Raw genomic sequence first — 15,823 nt, forward strand, 5'->3', positions numbered from 1 at the left:
GAAATTTGACGAAAACCTTGATGGACAAAAACGCCGAATTACAACAGGCACAAACCCAACTGGTTCAAGCAGAAAAGGTAGCAACCTTGGGTCAAATGACAGCAGGAATTGCCCATGAAGTCAATAATCCTATCAATTTTATTGCTGGCAATTTGAATTTTATTGAGCAATATTTCCAAGAAGTTGTTAATTTGCTTGAACTATATCAAAAATATCTACCCGATCCACCTCTGGAAATTCAAAATGCTATTAAAACAAAAGATATCAGCTATTTGTTAAATGATTTTTCCAAAGTTATTCAATCCATGCAACTGGGTACAGATCGCGTTATAGAAATTGTGTCATCATTGAACAAGTTCTCTCGACACGGAGAAGCAGGAAAGAAACGTGCTAATCTGCATGAGGGGTTAGAAACTACGCTACTCATTCTTGGACATCGACTCAAAGCAAATGCTCATCGTCCGGCAATCCAACTAAGTAAAGAATATGGAGAATTACCGCTTATTGAGTGCTATCCAGGCGAACTAAATCAGGTATTTATGAATTTAATTGGTAATGCAATAGATGCAATTGAAGAAATACAAAAAGATCAATATTTTGATGAAAACTTTAGACATATTGGCATGATTTGGATTAAAAGTGAAGCCATTGGAGAGCGAGTTATTCTCAGAATTGCAGACAATGGCTCAGGAATTAGCGAAGCAAATCGGACAAAGATATTCGATGCTTTCTACACAACAAAAGTCATCGGTAAAGGAACAGGGTTAGGTTTATCTATTGCTTACCAAATTGTAGTTAACAATCATCGCGGTAAGCTAAGTTGCCATTCAACACAAGGTGAAGGTACAGAGTTTGTGATTGAATTACCTATTCGATAAATTAGAATCCCAAATCCTAATTGCGATCGCATTTCCCTGAACTCTATCGACTTCTAAGTAAAAAGAGCGATCGCGGCCTCTTTGACACAGCATTTGGACAAGGCGATCGCTCTTGTCGCTCCCATCCCCAAGAAAACACCTATAAACACGATAGGATCAATACTCGTAGATTAATATCATATTTATAATGTCTTATAGTGACTTCTCACTGTCAAAAGTCAAAGAAGAATTAATGTTTTGCAATCAGATGATTTATCTCCACATACAAGGGAAAAAATTAGCCAGCAGTTAAAAGAAGCTCTATCTCAAAAAGAGCTAGAAAGTAAGTAAGCTCTACATACACTTTAAAAAATACTTAATCAACCCGCACAAGCGGGTTTTGTTTTGTAAATAGGATAATATCTTTAAATAACTATTTAGCGATTAAAAAATATTACAAAATATTTACATTGATGTGAGCTACTACTTTTATATAAAGTCAACAATTACGAAGAAATATTTCGTTTTTTATATCGATTTGTGTCATATAGGCGATAAAATGCCTACTGGGCAAGCGTTTTCTGATAAAAAACAGATATTGCCTAAAAAGATCACAAGTTACCTGTGGCTGATGATGCCGCTAGGAACTTCCTTCAGAGAACACGCATCAAAGGAGCCGAAGAAGCATGTTCACACACGTCAAGTCCACCATTAGACACATTGCGCCTGATAACTTACGCGGACGTAGTTTAATCAAGGTGGTCTATGTCGTGCTTGAGTCCCAGTACCAGAGTGCTTTGTCGCAAGCAGTTCGCACGATTAACGCGAACAATCCCAACTTGGCGATTGAAATCAGCGGGTACTTGATTGAGGAACTCCGCGACCCAGAGAATTACGAGGAGTTTAAACGAGAAATTGAGGGTGCGAATATCTTCATCGCTTCCCTCATTTTCATCGAAGACTTAGCACAGAAAGTAGTAGCAGCAGTAGAACCACACCGCGATCGCCTGGACGTTTCCGTTGTCTTTCCCTCCATGCCAGAGGTAATGCGCCTGAGTAAAATGGGCAGCTTCTCCTTGGCACAATTGGGTCAGTCAAAAAGTGCGATCGCGCAATTCATGCGGAAACGCAAAGAAAAATCCGGTGCGGGATTCCAAGATGGGATGCTGAAGCTTTTGCGAACGCTGCCGCAAGTGCTGAAGTTTTTACCAATGGATAAGGCACAGGATGCCCGAAATTTCATGCTCAGTTTTCAGTATTGGCTAGGTGGTTCTCCAGAAAATCTGGAAAACTTCTTGCTGATGCTAGCTGATAAATATGTATTTAAAGGTTTAGACAAACAAAATTTTGAACCTTCTACATACGAACAGCCGGTGGTTTATCCCGACTTAGGGATTTGGCATCCTTTGGCTCCCAGTATGTTTGAAGATGTCAGAGAGTACCTCAATTGGTATACAGCTCGTAAGGATATTTCTAGCGATCTAAAAGATCCCCTAGCTCCTTGTGTCGGGTTAGTATTGCAACGCACTCACCTAGTTACAGGGGATGATGCCCATTATGTAGCGATGGTGCAGGAGTTGGAAGCATTAGGCGCACGGGTTCTACCTGTGTTTGCTGGTGGTTTGGACTTCTCCAAGCCTGTGGATGCTTACTTCTATGAACCAACTACTAACATCCAGTTGGTAGATGCAGTGATATCGCTGACTGGTTTTGCTTTAGTGGGTGGCCCAGCTAGACAAGATCATCCCAAGGCAATTGAATCACTCAAACGCTTAAACCGTCCTTATATGGTGGCGTTACCCTTAGTATTCCAAACCACAGAAGAGTGGATGGATAGCGATTTAGGGTTACATCCAATTCAAGTAGCTTTGCAAATTGCAATTCCTGAATTGGATGGAGCAATTGAGCCGATTATATTATCGGGTAGAGATGGCACTACAGGGAAAGCGATCGCACTGCGCGATCGCGTTGAAGCTGTAGCCGAACGCGCCTTAAAATGGGCTAACCTCCGCCGCAAACCGAAGCTAGATAAAAAAGTCGCCATCACCGTTTTTAGCTTCCCGCCAGATAAAGGCAACGTGGGAACCGCCGCTTACTTAGATGTTTTCGGTTCCATCTACGAGGTGATGAAAGCCCTCAAAAATAACGGCTACGACTTACCAGAATTGCCAGAATCCGCCGAAGCGTTGATGCAAGAAGTCATCCATGATGCCCAAGCGCAGTACAACAGCCCAGAACTGAACGTTGCTTACAAAATGTCGGTTCCTGAGTATGAGGCACTTACCCCCTACTCTCAACGCCTAGAGGAAAACTGGGGCCCACCTCCCGGACATCTCAACAGCGACGGGCAAAACCTGCTGATTTATGGTAAGCAATTTGGTAACGTTTTCATCGGTGTACAACCTACATTTGGTTACGAAGGCGACCCGATGCGGCTGTTATTCTCCCGTTCAGCTAGTCCTCACCACGGTTTTGCAGCCTACTACACTTACCTAGAGCAAGTTTGGAAAGCTGATGCTGTACTGCACTTTGGTACACACGGTTCCTTAGAATTCATGCCAGGTAAACAGATGGGGATGTCTGGTGATTGTTATCCAGATAACTTGATTGGCTCAATTCCCAACTTGTATTACTACGCAGCCAATAATCCGAGTGAAGCGACAATTGCCAAACGCCGGAGTTATGCCGAAACAATTTCTTACTTGACACCGCCGGCAGAAAATGCTGGTTTGTATAAAGGTTTGAAGGAACTCAGCGAATTAATTGCTTCCTACCAAACCTTGAAAGATAGTGGACGCGGTGTTTCCATTGTCAACAGCATCATGGATAAATGCCGGATCGTGAATCTGGATAAGGATATTAACCTGCCAGAAACCGATGCCAGAGACATGAGTACCGACGAGCGGGATAATATTGTTGGCAACGTCTACCGCAAGTTGATGGAAATCGAGTCTCGGTTGTTGCCTTGTGGTTTGCACGTCATTGGTAAACCGCCAAGTGCAGAAGAAGCGATCGCAACTCTGGTAAATATTGCTAGTCTAGATCGTCAGGAAGAAGGACTTCAAGGCTTACCGGGAATTATCGCTAACAGCATTGGGCGTAACATTGACGATATTTATCAAAATAATGACAGAGGCATTTTAGAAGATGTCCAGTTATTGCAAGATATTACCTTGGCAACCCGTGCAGCAGTTACCGCCCTTGTCCAAGAGCAAATCGACGCGGAAGGAAGAGTTTCTCTGGTTTCCCGCTTGAATTTCTTTAACATGGGCAAAAAAGAACCTTGGGTAGAAGCATTGCATAAAGCAGGTTATCCCAAAGTTGACACCGCCGCCCTAAAACCCCTACTTGAGTATTTGGAATTCTGTCTGCAACAAGTTTGTGCCGACAACGAACTCGGAGCATTACTCAGAGGCTTGGAAGGTGAATACATCCTACCCGGCCCTGGTGGCGATCCCATCCGCAACCCGGATGTATTGCCCACAGGTAAGAATATCCATGCACTCGATCCGCAATCCATCCCAACAACAGCAGCAGTCCAATCAGCTAAAATCGTCGTAGACAGGCTTTTGATCCGTAACAAGGCTGAAAACGAAGGAAAATGGCCAGAAACCATCGCCTGCGTCCTCTGGGGAACCGATAACATCAAAACTTACGGTGAATCCCTAGCCCAAATTATGTGGATGGTAGGCGTGCGTCCAGTTCCCGATGCCTTGGGACGGGTGAACAAGTTGGAATTGATATCTCTAGAAGAGTTGGGACGCCCCAGAATTGATGTGGTAATCAACTGTTCTGGTGTATTCCGCGACTTGTTCATCAACCAAATGAACCTGCTAGATCAAGGGGTGAAGATGGCGGCTGAAGCGGATGAACCCTTAGAAATGAACTTTGTTCGCAAACACGCTTTGCAACAAGCTGAAGAAATGGGAATTAATCTGCGTCAAGCAGCGACGCGCGTTTTCTCCAATGCTTCTGGTTCCTACTCGTCAAATATCAACTTGGCGGTAGAAAACAGCACTTGGGATAGCGAAGCCGAGTTGCAGGAAATGTATCTCAACCGGAAATCCTTCTCCTTCAATTCCGATAACCCCGGAATCATGGACGAATCCCGGCAGATTTTTGAAAGTACATTGAAAACTGCTGATGCAACTTTCCAAAATCTCGATTCTTCCGAGATTAGCTTAACGGACGTTTCCCATTACTTTGATTCCGATCCTACTAAGTTGGTGGCAAGTCTGCGGGGTGATGGTAAAAAACCAGCATCTTATATTGCAGATACAACCACAGCTAACGCCCAAGTGCGGACATTATCAGAAACCGTGCGTTTGGATGCGCGTACCAAATTGTTAAATCCCAAATGGTACGAGGGGATGCTGTCTCACGGTTACGAAGGTGTGCGCGAACTATCCAAGCGGTTAGTGAATACAACAGGTTGGAGTGCGACAGCTGGCGCTGTGGATAACTGGATTTATGAGGATACTAACGAAACCTTCATCAAAGATGAAGAAATGCAGAAACGGTTGCTAAATCTTAATCCCCATTCTTTCCGCAAGATTGTATCAACTTTGTTGGAAGTGAATGGACGCGGTTATTGGGAAACTAGCGAGGATAATTTAGATCGTCTGCGCGAGTTGTACCAAGAGGTTGAAGACCGGATTGAAGGGATAGACTAGGTTTATACCTAACCAATAAGGTAGGAGGCACGGTGATACCGTGCTTTCTGCATTTATTTGACTTTTTACTGGATATAGAAAGCCAGTTTAGCGGCAAGTATTCCTAGATTGTTTACCTAGTCTTTAGGATACTGGTTATTATGAAAAAAGATACATAGAAATTCAATAAACAGTAAAGTCTCAAGGTAATTTGTGTAGATATAGCACTTTTTATGTTTCTTGCAATAGATTTAGAGTTGTATGTATGCGAAATCGGTCTAAACCAAAGAGAACATTTTGGCAATCATTACGAATAAAGGCAACGAAAAGAATACTTGAATTTTCAGAGAAGCTTGAAAATCCCAAACTGAAATTCTTGGAGTCTTTAAAACACCACGCAGAGTATAAGTTACACCCTCACGATTATGAATTAATAGCTTCTCCAAGTGAGTTAGAAGTTGAGTTAGATCGAGTTGGCTTCTCTGACTTATTCTTTTCGGAAGATTTTCCCAAGCTTCAACAAGGTTTAAATAACTTACTCTCCAACTACCCTTCATTTTCCGTCGGTGATAAAGAAAACCTTAATCAGTGGTTTAACGATATATATAACTCTGGGGCTGGAGGCGCTTCATCCATTAATGTCGGCACACTTTCATTTAAAAATAGAAAAAATGATAAATCACTAACGTTGATACAAAGTGCCAATATTCATCTAAATTATATTGCTCCTTCTTTCATTGTTCTATCAATTATTGTTAAACCATCAAACGAATTTATTCGTAAATTTATTACCTTAATTAAAAGCGTTCCATCCCCTCAAAATGAAATTTTAGACTTTAGCTTTAAGTATGGAATTACTTCCTTATCTACACTTCCACCTTGGGGTGTTAGGAAGGTTGAGCTTGAGGAACTTTTCTTAGAGATAAACAGAAGTATTGTAGTTATGTTTAGGAAAAACTTCGGTGTTGGTCTTTCGGCTTTTGGTTATTTGCCGTGTATTGAAGTTATTAAGACAAATATTTCTTTGCGTGAAATTCCTGAAAAACAACATCTATTAAAAACCTCTAACAAATTTAGGGCCTGCTGTAATTTTTTTGAAAGCTTAGGATATCCTTTCAAACAAAATCCAATTTATAGAGACAGTAATTGGTGGATTTTTTATGAAGTAGATAGAAGCGAACTGTTTTATCAAAATTCTCACTCCTACCAGGTATTAATCAGTTTAGCCGATTATGATAAATCGAAGTGTGCATTCCATAAAGATTCACCATCTGGAAGAATTAATTCTACACTTCATGATTTACTATCGTTGCTAGCATTAGAACATTTTTATGAAGTTTTCGAGGATATAATTATAGATTTAAAAACTGAGATAGAACCAGATTTAAGTAGTCAAATGCAAGGGAAAATTACACTCACAAGGTTAAAATCAGCAATATCTAAAATGGTAAAAATTAACGGTTTATATTTTCAACATTCAAGAATTTGGACAGGGATAAATGAAGAATTATTCTTGAGTTATGTATGTCAAGAAGCAGCAGTAATGTCGAGGAAAAAACATAATGAAAATGATTCAGGTCTTTTAAGAGATGACATAAAGTTTCGTATTGATAGAATCAGAAAATTCTGTGAACAGCAACTTAGTATTTTGAAGTTATCTTACGAACAGATTTTAACTTATAAAACAATCACATTAAATTATAGGCTTCAACAAGCTACCTTCTGGCTTTCAATAGCAGTTGCTTTTCTCACTATTGTTACTCTAATTCCAGAAGAGATTCGACAACACTTATTCACTAATATCTGGGTCTGGTTAAATAATATTCATTAATGATAATTAAGGCAATAAAAATACTGAAAAATGCTACTATAACAATAGTAATATAAATTGGCATTTGCACGCTTAAAAATTGAATGCTGAAAACAAACAACAGACTATGAGCTAGTATGCTAAAAGTAGAGCAATAGCAAAATGCAAAAGTGAAAATACAATACCTACATCAAGCGATCGCACTCACTCTTCCACAACAGGTAATCGCTTTATCTTTGAGGTTTTCTGCAAGGCGATCACCTGCAATGCCATCATGGAATCAGCGATCGCTTCTATATTAAATTTTATGGGAATATTCAAGTTGAAATTTTTCTATGGATGCGTTAACTATCAACTTTGCTCCTGTTCTTCAAATAACAGATGAGCAATTCTTCCAGTTATGTCAGATAAATGAATTAATCAGATTTGAGCGTAATGCTGATGGCACATTGCTACTAATGCCTTTAGTCGGAGGTTTAACCAGCAACCGCAATGCTAATTTAACTGCTCAACTTGGAGTGTGGAATCGTGATGAGTCACTAGGTATAGCTTTTGTTTCTTCGGTTGGGTTTATTTTACTAAATGGGGCAGTTCGTTCTCCTGACGCATCTTGGTTAAGACATGACAGATGGGATTCTCTCACACAGGAGCAAAAAGAGAGATTTCCACCTGTATGTCCTGATTTTGTAGTGGAATTGCGTTCTGATACTGATTGTTTAAAAAGGCTACAAAATAAAATGCAAGAGTACCGAGACAATGGTGCTAGATTAGGTTGGTTAATTGATTTAGAAACTCGGCAAGTAGAAATTTACCGCTCTGGTAAAGATGTTGAAGTGCTGCAATCTCCTGCTAGTTTATCAGGAGAAGATATACTGCCTGGATTTGTGCTTGATTTTGAAGATATCTGGTGAAATGATTAACATACGAAATGCGATCGCTTTATTTTTGAGGTTTTCTGTAAGGCGATACCTACGGTGAGCTACGCTAACGCACTCACTCTTGGACAACAGGCGATCGCATTGTTTTTGAGATTTTCTGCAAGGCGTAGGCGTAGCCCGTCGTAGACATCGCACTCACCCTTCCACAACAGGCGATCGCATTATTTTTGATGTTTTCTACAAGGCGATCGCCTACAATGCCATCATACAATCAGCGATCGCAACATACAAAAAGACTCAAACTATGAGTGTATCCAACACTAACACTGATAATGCTGGTAAAGACGGCAACCGCGCATCATTTGTCAAGAAAAATGATGCACCTCCACGAATAGCAGTAGCCATCTGAATAGCATCTGGGGTTCTTAAATTATAATCTGCCCTTAATTGTGCCGCATTTTCAGCGATGTCGGGAAAAATTTCAATAGTAGTCAAACCTTGGGAATTAAATAGAATTTCACGATATTGTTGAGCTAATGCTGTGTTTCTTTGTCGCAAGGGATAGACTAATACTTCCGTGATAGTCAAAACTGATGTTACAACGCTAAACTCACCACGAAACATAGCTTCAAAAAAAGCATCTGTAACATCTAAATAATTAGGATTTTCTTCAATAAAGTAAATCAGTGGAGCAGTATCCAAACCAACAATTTGCCCTTGTAACTGGACTAGCCATTCCATGAATCACGTTCCTGATTAACGTATTCTTGAGCATCAATGCCATTCCAGATTTCTTTACCTAACCCACGTAATTCGAGGATACTACGCTTTGGCTTAGGTGTCATCGTCACCTGGTGACGAATTAAGCTTGATAAGTCTTCAATTAAGCGTATTTGCTCTTCAGGAGCTAGGCTTTGAGCTTGCAGTAGTACTTCTTGATAATTAGACATAAAATTTACACTTCCACTTCTCTGGATTTTAAATCAAATATACACAGACGGACTGCATTTCTTCATTTTACAAATAAATGTAGATAGGTTTGATATCTGCTTGTTTATCAGAATAACTATTGCGATCGCTCACCCTTCCACAACAGGCGATGTCTAACAACAAGCTATTACGTGTCTACGCCTTGTATTTGAGGTTTTCTGTAAGGCATCGCTCCTCATAAACTATCAAAGCATAAAATTAAAGCATGACTATTCATAAAACAGATATGCTAAAAACGCTTTGGGCTACTGTTCGGGAAGTAAAAATCGAATTGCTGGAGTCAGAGGAATTAGCGGAAGGGACAAGAGTGTTAGTGACGCTGCTTCCTGATGATGAAACTGAATTTTGGCTTCAAACCAGTCAAACATCACTCTCATCAGTTTGGGATAACGCTGAGGATGATGTCTATGCCGAACTACTCTAAAAATGACATCATTTTGGTTCAGTATCCCTTTTCAGATTTGTCCAGTTCAAAAGTTAGACCTGCTGTTGTTGTAAGTGCGCCACACGTTTCTCAAGACATTTTAATCACGCCCTTGACGAGCAAAACTGGAGCATTGCTAGAAGGTGAGTTTGTCTTGTCTGAATGGGCAGCAGCAGGGCTAAACGTGGCTACAGCAGTCAAGAGAGGTTTATACACAGTGCATAAAAGCTTAGTTGTCAAAGTGATTGGCAAGTTAGCTGATACTGATGCTGAACTGTTAGAGCAATCTTTGCGGTATTGGTTAGGGTTGTGAATGGACAAAATCTTGTCCGCTATATTTAAGGTGTACCAGTTGCTTCCTCACTCCAAGTTAATCAGCATGGATATCACAGCTACTTTGAACGAAATCGCAACTCTTAGTGTTGAAGATAGAATCCGTATTGTACAGGCAATTTGGGATAGCATCGCAGCAGAGCAAGTTTACCCTGATTTAACCGATGCACAAAAGCAAGAACTCGATCGTCGAACTGCTGACTATGATTCAAATCCAGATAATGTGCTGACTTGGGAGGAAATCAAAGCATCAATTAAGGGGCAGTAATGAATTATGTCCTGGTGTTTCGCCCAGAGGTTCGAGAAGAACTCAATGAGGCGCACAGTTGGTACGAGAGTCAAAAACCCGGTCTGGGTGACGAGTTTTTAGACTGTGTAGACGAAACGGTGAATCGAATTTCTCAAATGCCAGAATCCTATGTAATTGTCTACGGTGATATTCGACGAGCAGTAGTGCGGCGATTTCCCTATGCTGTGTACTATCGGATTGTGTCGAGTCGAGTAATAGTGACGGCAATTTTTCATGGTCGCAGAGATCCAAAATCGTGGCAGACGCGAACCTAATACTATAATTACGGGCGATGTCTAACGACAAGCCGCTACGCATCTACGCCTTATTTTTGAGGTTTTCTGTAAGGCGTAGGCGTAGCCCGTCGTAGACATCGCTCACTCTTCCACAACAGGCAATCGCTTAATTTTTGAGGTTTTCTGCAAGGCGTAGGCGTAGCCCGTCGTAGACATCGCTCATTCTTGGACAACAGGCGATCGCTTTATTTTTGAGGTTTTCTGTAAAGCGATCGCTACATTAGTTACAACACAAGGAAAATCGCCAGGCAAGCTATAATTTATTCAAAGTGAAACTTATATCCCTTTATGTTAACGCTTGAGCAAATTGAGTCCGCCATTCTTCAACTGTCACCTGATGAGTATAAAAAACTCATAGAGTGGTTTGCTGATTTGGACTATCAACGCTGGGATAAGGAATTAGAGAAAGACATTGCTGATGGAAAATTGGAAGCTTTAGCACAGGAAGCGATCGCTGAATTCAAGGCGGGTCACTGTCGGGAAATCTGATGCACTATACAACGCGACGTTTCTGGCAATGTTACAATGCTCTGCCTGAAAATGTGCAACAGACTGCCGATCAATGCTATGAGTTACTGAAAACAAATCCGTCGCATTTATCACTCCATTTCAAAAAGATTGGCAACAAGTATTGGTCAGTTCGAGCAGGACTAAATTACCGAGCTTTAGGTGTCGAGGTAGAAGGTGGAATTTCGTGGTTTTGGATCGGTACACACGCAGAATATGACAAGTTGATTGATAAGTTGTAACTATGGATAATAAACTCTTTTACTGCCAAATTTTCGGCTGAGGCATAGAAGGTAGACTCCGTGAGGGGCGATTACTTTTGAGAATGTAGGGATGTGCGTAGCCGCAGTCCGTCGTAGACATCGCTCCTGATCAACTATCAAAGCATAAAATTAAAGCATGACTATTCATAAAACAGATATGCTAAAAACGCTTTGGGCTACTGTTCGGGAAGTAAAAATCGAATTGCTGGAGTCAGAGGAATTAGCGGAAGGGACAAGAGTGTTAGTGACGCTGCTTCCTGATGATGAAACTGAATTTTGGCTTCAAACCAGTCAAACATCACTCTCATCAGTTTGGGATAACGCTGAGGATGATGTCTATGCCGGAATTGAAATATGATGAATTATAAAGGATACACAGCTAGTATAGAAGTAGATGTAGACGCGGGAATACTTCTTGGTCAAGTCCTAGATATTAATGACGTAATTACCTTTAAGGCAAAAACTGTAGAGGAAGCGCGTCAAGAATTTCAAATTTCTGTTGATGATTATCTTGCTTTCTGTGAAGAACTAGGAGAGGAGCCTGATAAACCGTTCTCTGGTAAACTTCCATTCCGCACAACTCCAGAACACCACCGCAAAATGTTTATTGCTGCTAAAAAGGCTGGCAAAAGTATAAATGCTTGGATGGATGAAATCTTAACTGGTGCTGCGGATAAAATAATCAATACTTAAAGTCAATCATTCTAAATATTTTTTTCGCTAAAGTGCATTCGCTTTTGGCATTTTTATGGGAATATTCAAATTTAATTTTTTCTATGGATGCGTTAACTATCAACTTTGCTCCTGTTCTTCAAATAACAAATGAACAATTCTTCCAGTTATGTCAGATAAATGAATTAATCAGATTTGAGCGTAATGCTGATGGCACATTGCTACTAATGCCTTAACAGGCGATCGCTTTGTTTTTAAGGTTTTCTGTAAGGCGTAGACGAGCCAGTCGTAGACATCGCTCATTTTTCTATACAGATGCTCTGCTACAGTGCAATTATAGAGTCAGCGATCGCTTTTGGAAATGTGGAGAGGTGCGATCGCGTAGCTCACCGTAGATAGCACCTATAGTGATTGTGTGTGTTAGGTATCACTAGTAAGTAAGAAAAATAGATGAAAAGGATAGAATAGTTTGTAGGCTGGGCATCTTTCCTGCCTTAATCTTTCCATCTGAAATATCTCATGAATGCTTTAACGGTCATAGATAATGGTGTGCGTTTGGGTTGGTTAATTAACCGCAAATCTCGGCAAGTAGAGATTTATCGTCAAGACCAAGAGGTTGAGTTTTTAGAATCGCCTATTACTTTGTCAGGAGAAGATGTTCTACAGGGGTTTATTTTAAACCTTGAGGCGATTTGGTAACTAAATAACCAATGTATTACAAAGCAATAAAAGTAATTAATAAAACACTATAAGTATTATACTTAAAGGTACAAGTATAATTTGTGATGGAATTTCAATACAAAAAGACCAGCCTCCCACAGCTGGTCTAAAAAATGTTTTTGCGTTGTCTTCTCAAGAGAGTTAAAACCCAATTACGCGTTCCCAAAATGCAACGGGCAACTTTTCTTAACAATATTGTAACAGCCAACACAGATTTTTCCAGAATATTCATCAAAAAAAGATATGGGCAAAACTTAAAAGCCTCTATCTATCAGGATAATTCAGCAGTTCGCAAGGTATAGATGGGAGAGAAAGGCAGGCAAGGGAGAAAATTTTACCTTATCTACCTTATTCTTCTTATCCTCGCGTCAGTCTCAACCGAGAAATTTTAACTTGATAGGCTACTAATGCTGGGAGCGATTTCTGCATCTGTTGCTGTTTCGCCTACGCGGAGGATTTTAGCCCCCAATTGCTGCAACTTCATATCAAGTCGATCGTAGCCGCGATCGAGGTGCTGTAAACCTTGAATTGTGGTTTGTCCTTCTGCTGCTAGTCCGGCGATGACTAATGCTGCCGATGCTCGTAAGTCTGTACCTAATACTGGTGCGCCAGATAATTTTGGTACTCCCCGAACGAAAGCAGCATTGCCTTTGACACGAATATCTGCCCCCAAGCGATTCAACTCTGAGGCATGACGCAAGCGATTTTCAAAGACGGATTCGTTAATTACGCTGTCGCCTTCTGCCACTGCCAGCAAAGCCATGAATGGCGCTTGCATATCTGTGGGAAAACCTGGATGGTATTGAGTTTCAATATCCGTTGCCTTAAGGCTTTCCGCTGGCAGAATGTGCAAGTGGTCAGGCTTTTCATCAATTATTGTCACTCCAATATCCCGCAGCTTGGCAATTACTGGGATGAGATGTTCTGGAGCCACTGGCGAGAGAAGAAGTTCTGAGCGGGTAATTGCAGCTGCCAGCAAAAACGTCCCGGCCTCAATGCGATCGGGAATAATGCTGTAGTCAACAGAATGCAACTTGGGGACTCCTTCGATAATAATCCTGCTAGTCCCCGCGCCCTTAATCTTCGCTCCCATCGCGTTACAGAAGTTAGCTAGATCGACTACTTCGGGTTCTCTGGCAGCATTTTCGATGATTGTTTCACCCTCTGCTAGGGTAGCCGCCATCATCAAATTTTCCGTCGCTCCAACGCTGGCAATGTCTAAGTAAATCTTCGCACCTTTTAATCTCCGGCTGCTGCCAGGGACGTAGGCATTACAAATGCCATGCTCAATTTGTACTTCCGCTCCCATTGCTTGCAGTCCTCGAACATGCAAGTCAACTGGTCTTGCCCCAATCGCACAACCGCCTGGTAATGGCATCTGTGCTACTCCCAGTCTTGCCAAAATGGCTCCAATGGCGAAAAAACTCGCTCTCAACTGGGTAACTAATTCGTAGGGAGCTTTTGATGTTTTAATCTCGCTGGCGTTGATGTCTAAAATGTCACCTTGTCGTGTTAATTGCACACCCAAAGCTGATAACACCTGACCCATCCGCTCTACGTCCGCTAATAAGGGGACATTACGGATACGACAATCGCCCGGACACAGCAAGGCTCCAGCCATGATTACCAGTGCTGCATTTTTTGCCCCGCTAATTTTTACATGACCCCGCAAAGGATGCCCACCCCAAATTTGCAAGACTGAGGAGTCTGCTTCTGGAGCAATTTTGGCATCTGGTAAGCTGGTAGAAGGATTAATAAGCCTACCTCCAAAAGTAATACGTATTTTATATGTTTGAAGTTGGTTTTGATTCTACAGTAAAGATTCAAAATGTCCACGTTTTAAAGCACTGTTTTGTATAAAAAAATTGCTTTTTGGGTGAAAATTCAGGCTGTAAACAAGCAATAGCAGGCTTTTTGAGATTTTTTAAAAATTTAAAAAAAGAATCAATAAGCAGTAGTTTTAAGCAAAATTAAATACTCAGTAAAATAACTTAAGTATTCTCTAAAAATCAATGCTGTACTGTTCAGTTAATATTTTGATTCGACGTTGTGCCTGAAAAACTCGTTTCCAGTTAGAGACTTTTAACGAGGCATTATGCTTTTACTTGACAAAGGTAAAACATAACGCAATAATAAGAAATTGTCGATAAGCACAAATGCCAGCGGAACTGGCGGAATGGCAGACGCGCTAGATTCAGGTTCTAGTGCCGCAAGGCTTCCGGGTTCAAGTCCCGGGTTCCGCATACTATCTAAGTTAGGAGTTAGAAGTCAAAAGTTATGAGTTGAAAGACAACTAAATTAACTCCTAACTATTAATTTCTAACTCTTAACTTTTTGATGTTGACCAGCCTACAGAATTCCCTAGTCAAACAAATTCGCAAGCTGCACTCCACCAAGGAGCGGCACAAGCAGCAGTTATTTTTACTAGAAGGTACACACCTATTAGAAGAAGCTTGTGCGGTCAATTACCCACTAGAAACAGTGTGTTGTACCCCAGGTTGGCAAACAGGCCATTCTTCGCTATGGGAAGAAGCTTGTAGCCGATGCGATCGCGCCGAAATTGTCAGTCAAGAAGTCTTGGATGCGATCGCTACCACAGTCCAACCAGATGGTGTGGTGGCAACGGCAAAACGAAAGGAATGCCAAACTCAACTACCATCGACTGGTTTAGTGCTAGCTTTAGAAACCGTGCAAGATCCCGGCAACCTGGGTACAATGATTCGCACCGCCGCCGCCGCTGGAGCATCAGGGTTGTGGGTCAGTGGAGATAGTGTAGATTTAGATAGTCCTAAAGTTCTACGTGCTTCCGCAGGGCAATGGTTTCGCCTAGCAACAGCCGTAACCGAAGATTTAAAAGCGACAGTCCAACAAAGTCAGCAGGCAGGAATGCAGGTAGTGGCAACCTTACCCGATGCGACTTTAACTTATTGGGAAGTGGACTGGCGAAAACCCAGTATGATTTTACTGGGAAATGAAGGTGCTGGATTGTCGGCAGATTTAGCAGCGATCGCAGATCGGCAAGTCAGAATTCCTTTGAGTCCTGGGGTGGAATCCTTGAATGTGGCGATCGCAGCCGCTTTAATGTTGTACGAAGCTCAACGGCAACTAATTTGTCAGTAATAAATTTTAATT

18 protein-coding genes, 1 tRNA gene and 1 pseudogene are annotated in these 15,823 nt (G+C 41.3%); 16 read left to right on the top strand and 4 right to left on the bottom strand.

The window, feature by feature from the left end; genetic code table 11:
* Positions 1-20 precede the first annotated feature (20 nt).
* From ACM0OX_RS01140 to ACM0OX_RS01160, 5 genes are all read left to right on the top strand, one after another.
* Positions 21-878 (top strand): sensor histidine kinase, encoded by an 858-nt coding sequence (locus ACM0OX_RS01140; RefSeq protein ID WP_414512483.1) that lies wholly within the window; start codon positions 21-23, stop codon positions 876-878.
* 665 nt (positions 879-1,543) lie between these two features.
* Entirely contained in the window at positions 1,544-5,530 is a 3,987-nt protein-coding gene (locus tag ACM0OX_RS01145) for a magnesium chelatase subunit H (protein WP_414512369.1), read from the top strand.
* A gap of 244 nt (positions 5,531-5,774) precedes the next feature.
* Complete coding sequence (locus ACM0OX_RS01150; RefSeq protein ID WP_414512371.1) at positions 5,775-7,340, top strand: hypothetical protein; 1,566 nt, start codon at positions 5,775-5,777, stop codon at positions 7,338-7,340.
* A gap of 149 nt (positions 7,341-7,489) precedes the next feature.
* A complete protein-coding gene (locus ACM0OX_RS01155; RefSeq protein ID WP_414512373.1) occupies positions 7,490-7,621 on the top strand; it encodes a hypothetical protein in 132 nt (43 codons plus the stop codon).
* 33 nt (positions 7,622-7,654) lie between these two features.
* Positions 7,655-8,230, top strand: a complete 576-nt coding sequence (locus ACM0OX_RS01160) for a Uma2 family endonuclease (protein ID WP_414512375.1) — start codon at positions 7,655-7,657, stop codon at positions 8,228-8,230.
* An 82-nt stretch (positions 8,231-8,312) separates the two neighbouring features.
* Here ACM0OX_RS01160 and ACM0OX_RS01165 read toward each other — a convergent pair whose 3' ends face one another.
* From ACM0OX_RS01165 to ACM0OX_RS01175, 3 genes are read right to left on the bottom strand one after another with little or no spacing between them, the layout of a single operon-like run.
* Complete coding sequence (locus ACM0OX_RS01165; RefSeq protein WP_414512377.1) at positions 8,313-8,468, bottom strand: hypothetical protein; 156 nt, start codon at positions 8,466-8,468, stop codon at positions 8,313-8,315.
* 26 nt (positions 8,469-8,494) lie between these two features.
* Positions 8,495-8,938 carry a type II toxin-antitoxin system VapC family toxin gene (locus ACM0OX_RS01170; protein ID WP_414512379.1) on the bottom strand — a complete coding sequence of 148 codons (444 nt, stop codon included), beginning with the start codon at positions 8,936-8,938 and terminating at the stop codon, positions 8,495-8,497.
* Positions 8,926-9,147 carry a hypothetical protein gene (locus tag ACM0OX_RS01175; RefSeq protein WP_414512381.1) on the bottom strand — a complete coding sequence of 74 codons (222 nt, stop codon included), beginning with the start codon at positions 9,145-9,147 and terminating at the stop codon, positions 8,926-8,928. Before ACM0OX_RS01175 ends, ACM0OX_RS01170 begins: the two co-directional genes overlap by 13 nt.
* A gap of 245 nt (positions 9,148-9,392) precedes the next feature.
* Here ACM0OX_RS01175 and ACM0OX_RS01180 point away from each other — a divergent pair, with 245 nt between their 5' ends.
* From ACM0OX_RS01180 to ACM0OX_RS01220, 9 genes and pseudogenes are all read left to right on the top strand, one after another.
* Entirely contained in the window at positions 9,393-9,611 is a 219-nt protein-coding gene (locus ACM0OX_RS01180) for a hypothetical protein (protein WP_414512383.1), read from the top strand.
* Positions 9,595-9,924, top strand: a complete 330-nt coding sequence (locus ACM0OX_RS01185) for a type II toxin-antitoxin system PemK/MazF family toxin (RefSeq protein WP_414512385.1) — start codon at positions 9,595-9,597, stop codon at positions 9,922-9,924. Before ACM0OX_RS01180 ends, ACM0OX_RS01185 begins: the two co-directional genes overlap by 17 nt.
* Before the next feature lie 66 nt (positions 9,925-9,990).
* The gene (locus ACM0OX_RS01190) at positions 9,991-10,212 is read left to right on the top strand and encodes an addiction module protein (protein ID WP_414512387.1); all 222 of its coding nucleotides are present in this window, start codon (positions 9,991-9,993) and stop codon (positions 10,210-10,212) included.
* Positions 10,212-10,508 (top strand): type II toxin-antitoxin system RelE/ParE family toxin, encoded by a 297-nt coding sequence (locus ACM0OX_RS01195; RefSeq protein ID WP_414512389.1) that lies wholly within the window; start codon positions 10,212-10,214, stop codon positions 10,506-10,508. The genes ACM0OX_RS01190 and ACM0OX_RS01195 overlap by 1 nt, the downstream gene beginning before the upstream one ends.
* Before the next feature lie 309 nt (positions 10,509-10,817).
* On the top strand, positions 10,818-11,018 hold the full coding sequence (locus ACM0OX_RS01200) for a hypothetical protein (RefSeq protein ID WP_414512391.1): 201 nt from the start codon (positions 10,818-10,820) through the stop codon (positions 11,016-11,018).
* Positions 11,018-11,278 (top strand): hypothetical protein, encoded by a 261-nt coding sequence (locus tag ACM0OX_RS01205; protein ID WP_414512393.1) that lies wholly within the window; start codon positions 11,018-11,020, stop codon positions 11,276-11,278. The genes ACM0OX_RS01200 and ACM0OX_RS01205 overlap by 1 nt, the downstream gene beginning before the upstream one ends.
* 157 nt (positions 11,279-11,435) lie before the next feature.
* Positions 11,436-11,657 (top strand): hypothetical protein, encoded by a 222-nt coding sequence (locus ACM0OX_RS01210; protein ID WP_414512395.1) that lies wholly within the window; start codon positions 11,436-11,438, stop codon positions 11,655-11,657.
* Positions 11,657-11,992 carry a type II toxin-antitoxin system HicB family antitoxin gene (locus tag ACM0OX_RS01215; RefSeq protein WP_414512485.1) on the top strand — a complete coding sequence of 112 codons (336 nt, stop codon included), beginning with the start codon at positions 11,657-11,659 and terminating at the stop codon, positions 11,990-11,992. The genes ACM0OX_RS01210 and ACM0OX_RS01215 overlap by 1 nt, the downstream gene beginning before the upstream one ends.
* Before the next feature lie 516 nt (positions 11,993-12,508).
* Positions 12,509-12,670: pseudogene (locus ACM0OX_RS01220) on the top strand (Uma2 family endonuclease); the annotation flags it as partial.
* A gap of 409 nt (positions 12,671-13,079) precedes the next feature.
* On the opposite strand, the gene murA reads toward ACM0OX_RS01220, so the two are convergent.
* Positions 13,080-14,447, bottom strand: a complete 1,368-nt coding sequence (gene murA / locus ACM0OX_RS01225) for a UDP-N-acetylglucosamine 1-carboxyvinyltransferase (RefSeq protein ID WP_414512487.1) — start codon at positions 14,445-14,447, stop codon at positions 13,080-13,082.
* Positions 14,448-14,853: 406 nt separating this feature from the next.
* Here murA and ACM0OX_RS01230 point away from each other — a divergent pair.
* Both ACM0OX_RS01230 and ACM0OX_RS01235 read left to right on the top strand, forming a co-directional pair.
* A tRNA-Leu gene (locus ACM0OX_RS01230) sits at positions 14,854-14,934 on the top strand.
* Between the two features lie 94 nt (positions 14,935-15,028).
* Complete coding sequence (locus ACM0OX_RS01235; RefSeq protein ID WP_414512396.1) at positions 15,029-15,811, top strand: TrmH family RNA methyltransferase; 783 nt, start codon at positions 15,029-15,031, stop codon at positions 15,809-15,811.
* Positions 15,812-15,823: the final 12 nt, after the last annotated feature.

The organism is Nostoc sp. PCC 9305, assembly GCF_963920915.1.
GTDB lineage: Bacteria > Cyanobacteriota > Cyanobacteriia > Cyanobacteriales > Nostocaceae > Nostoc.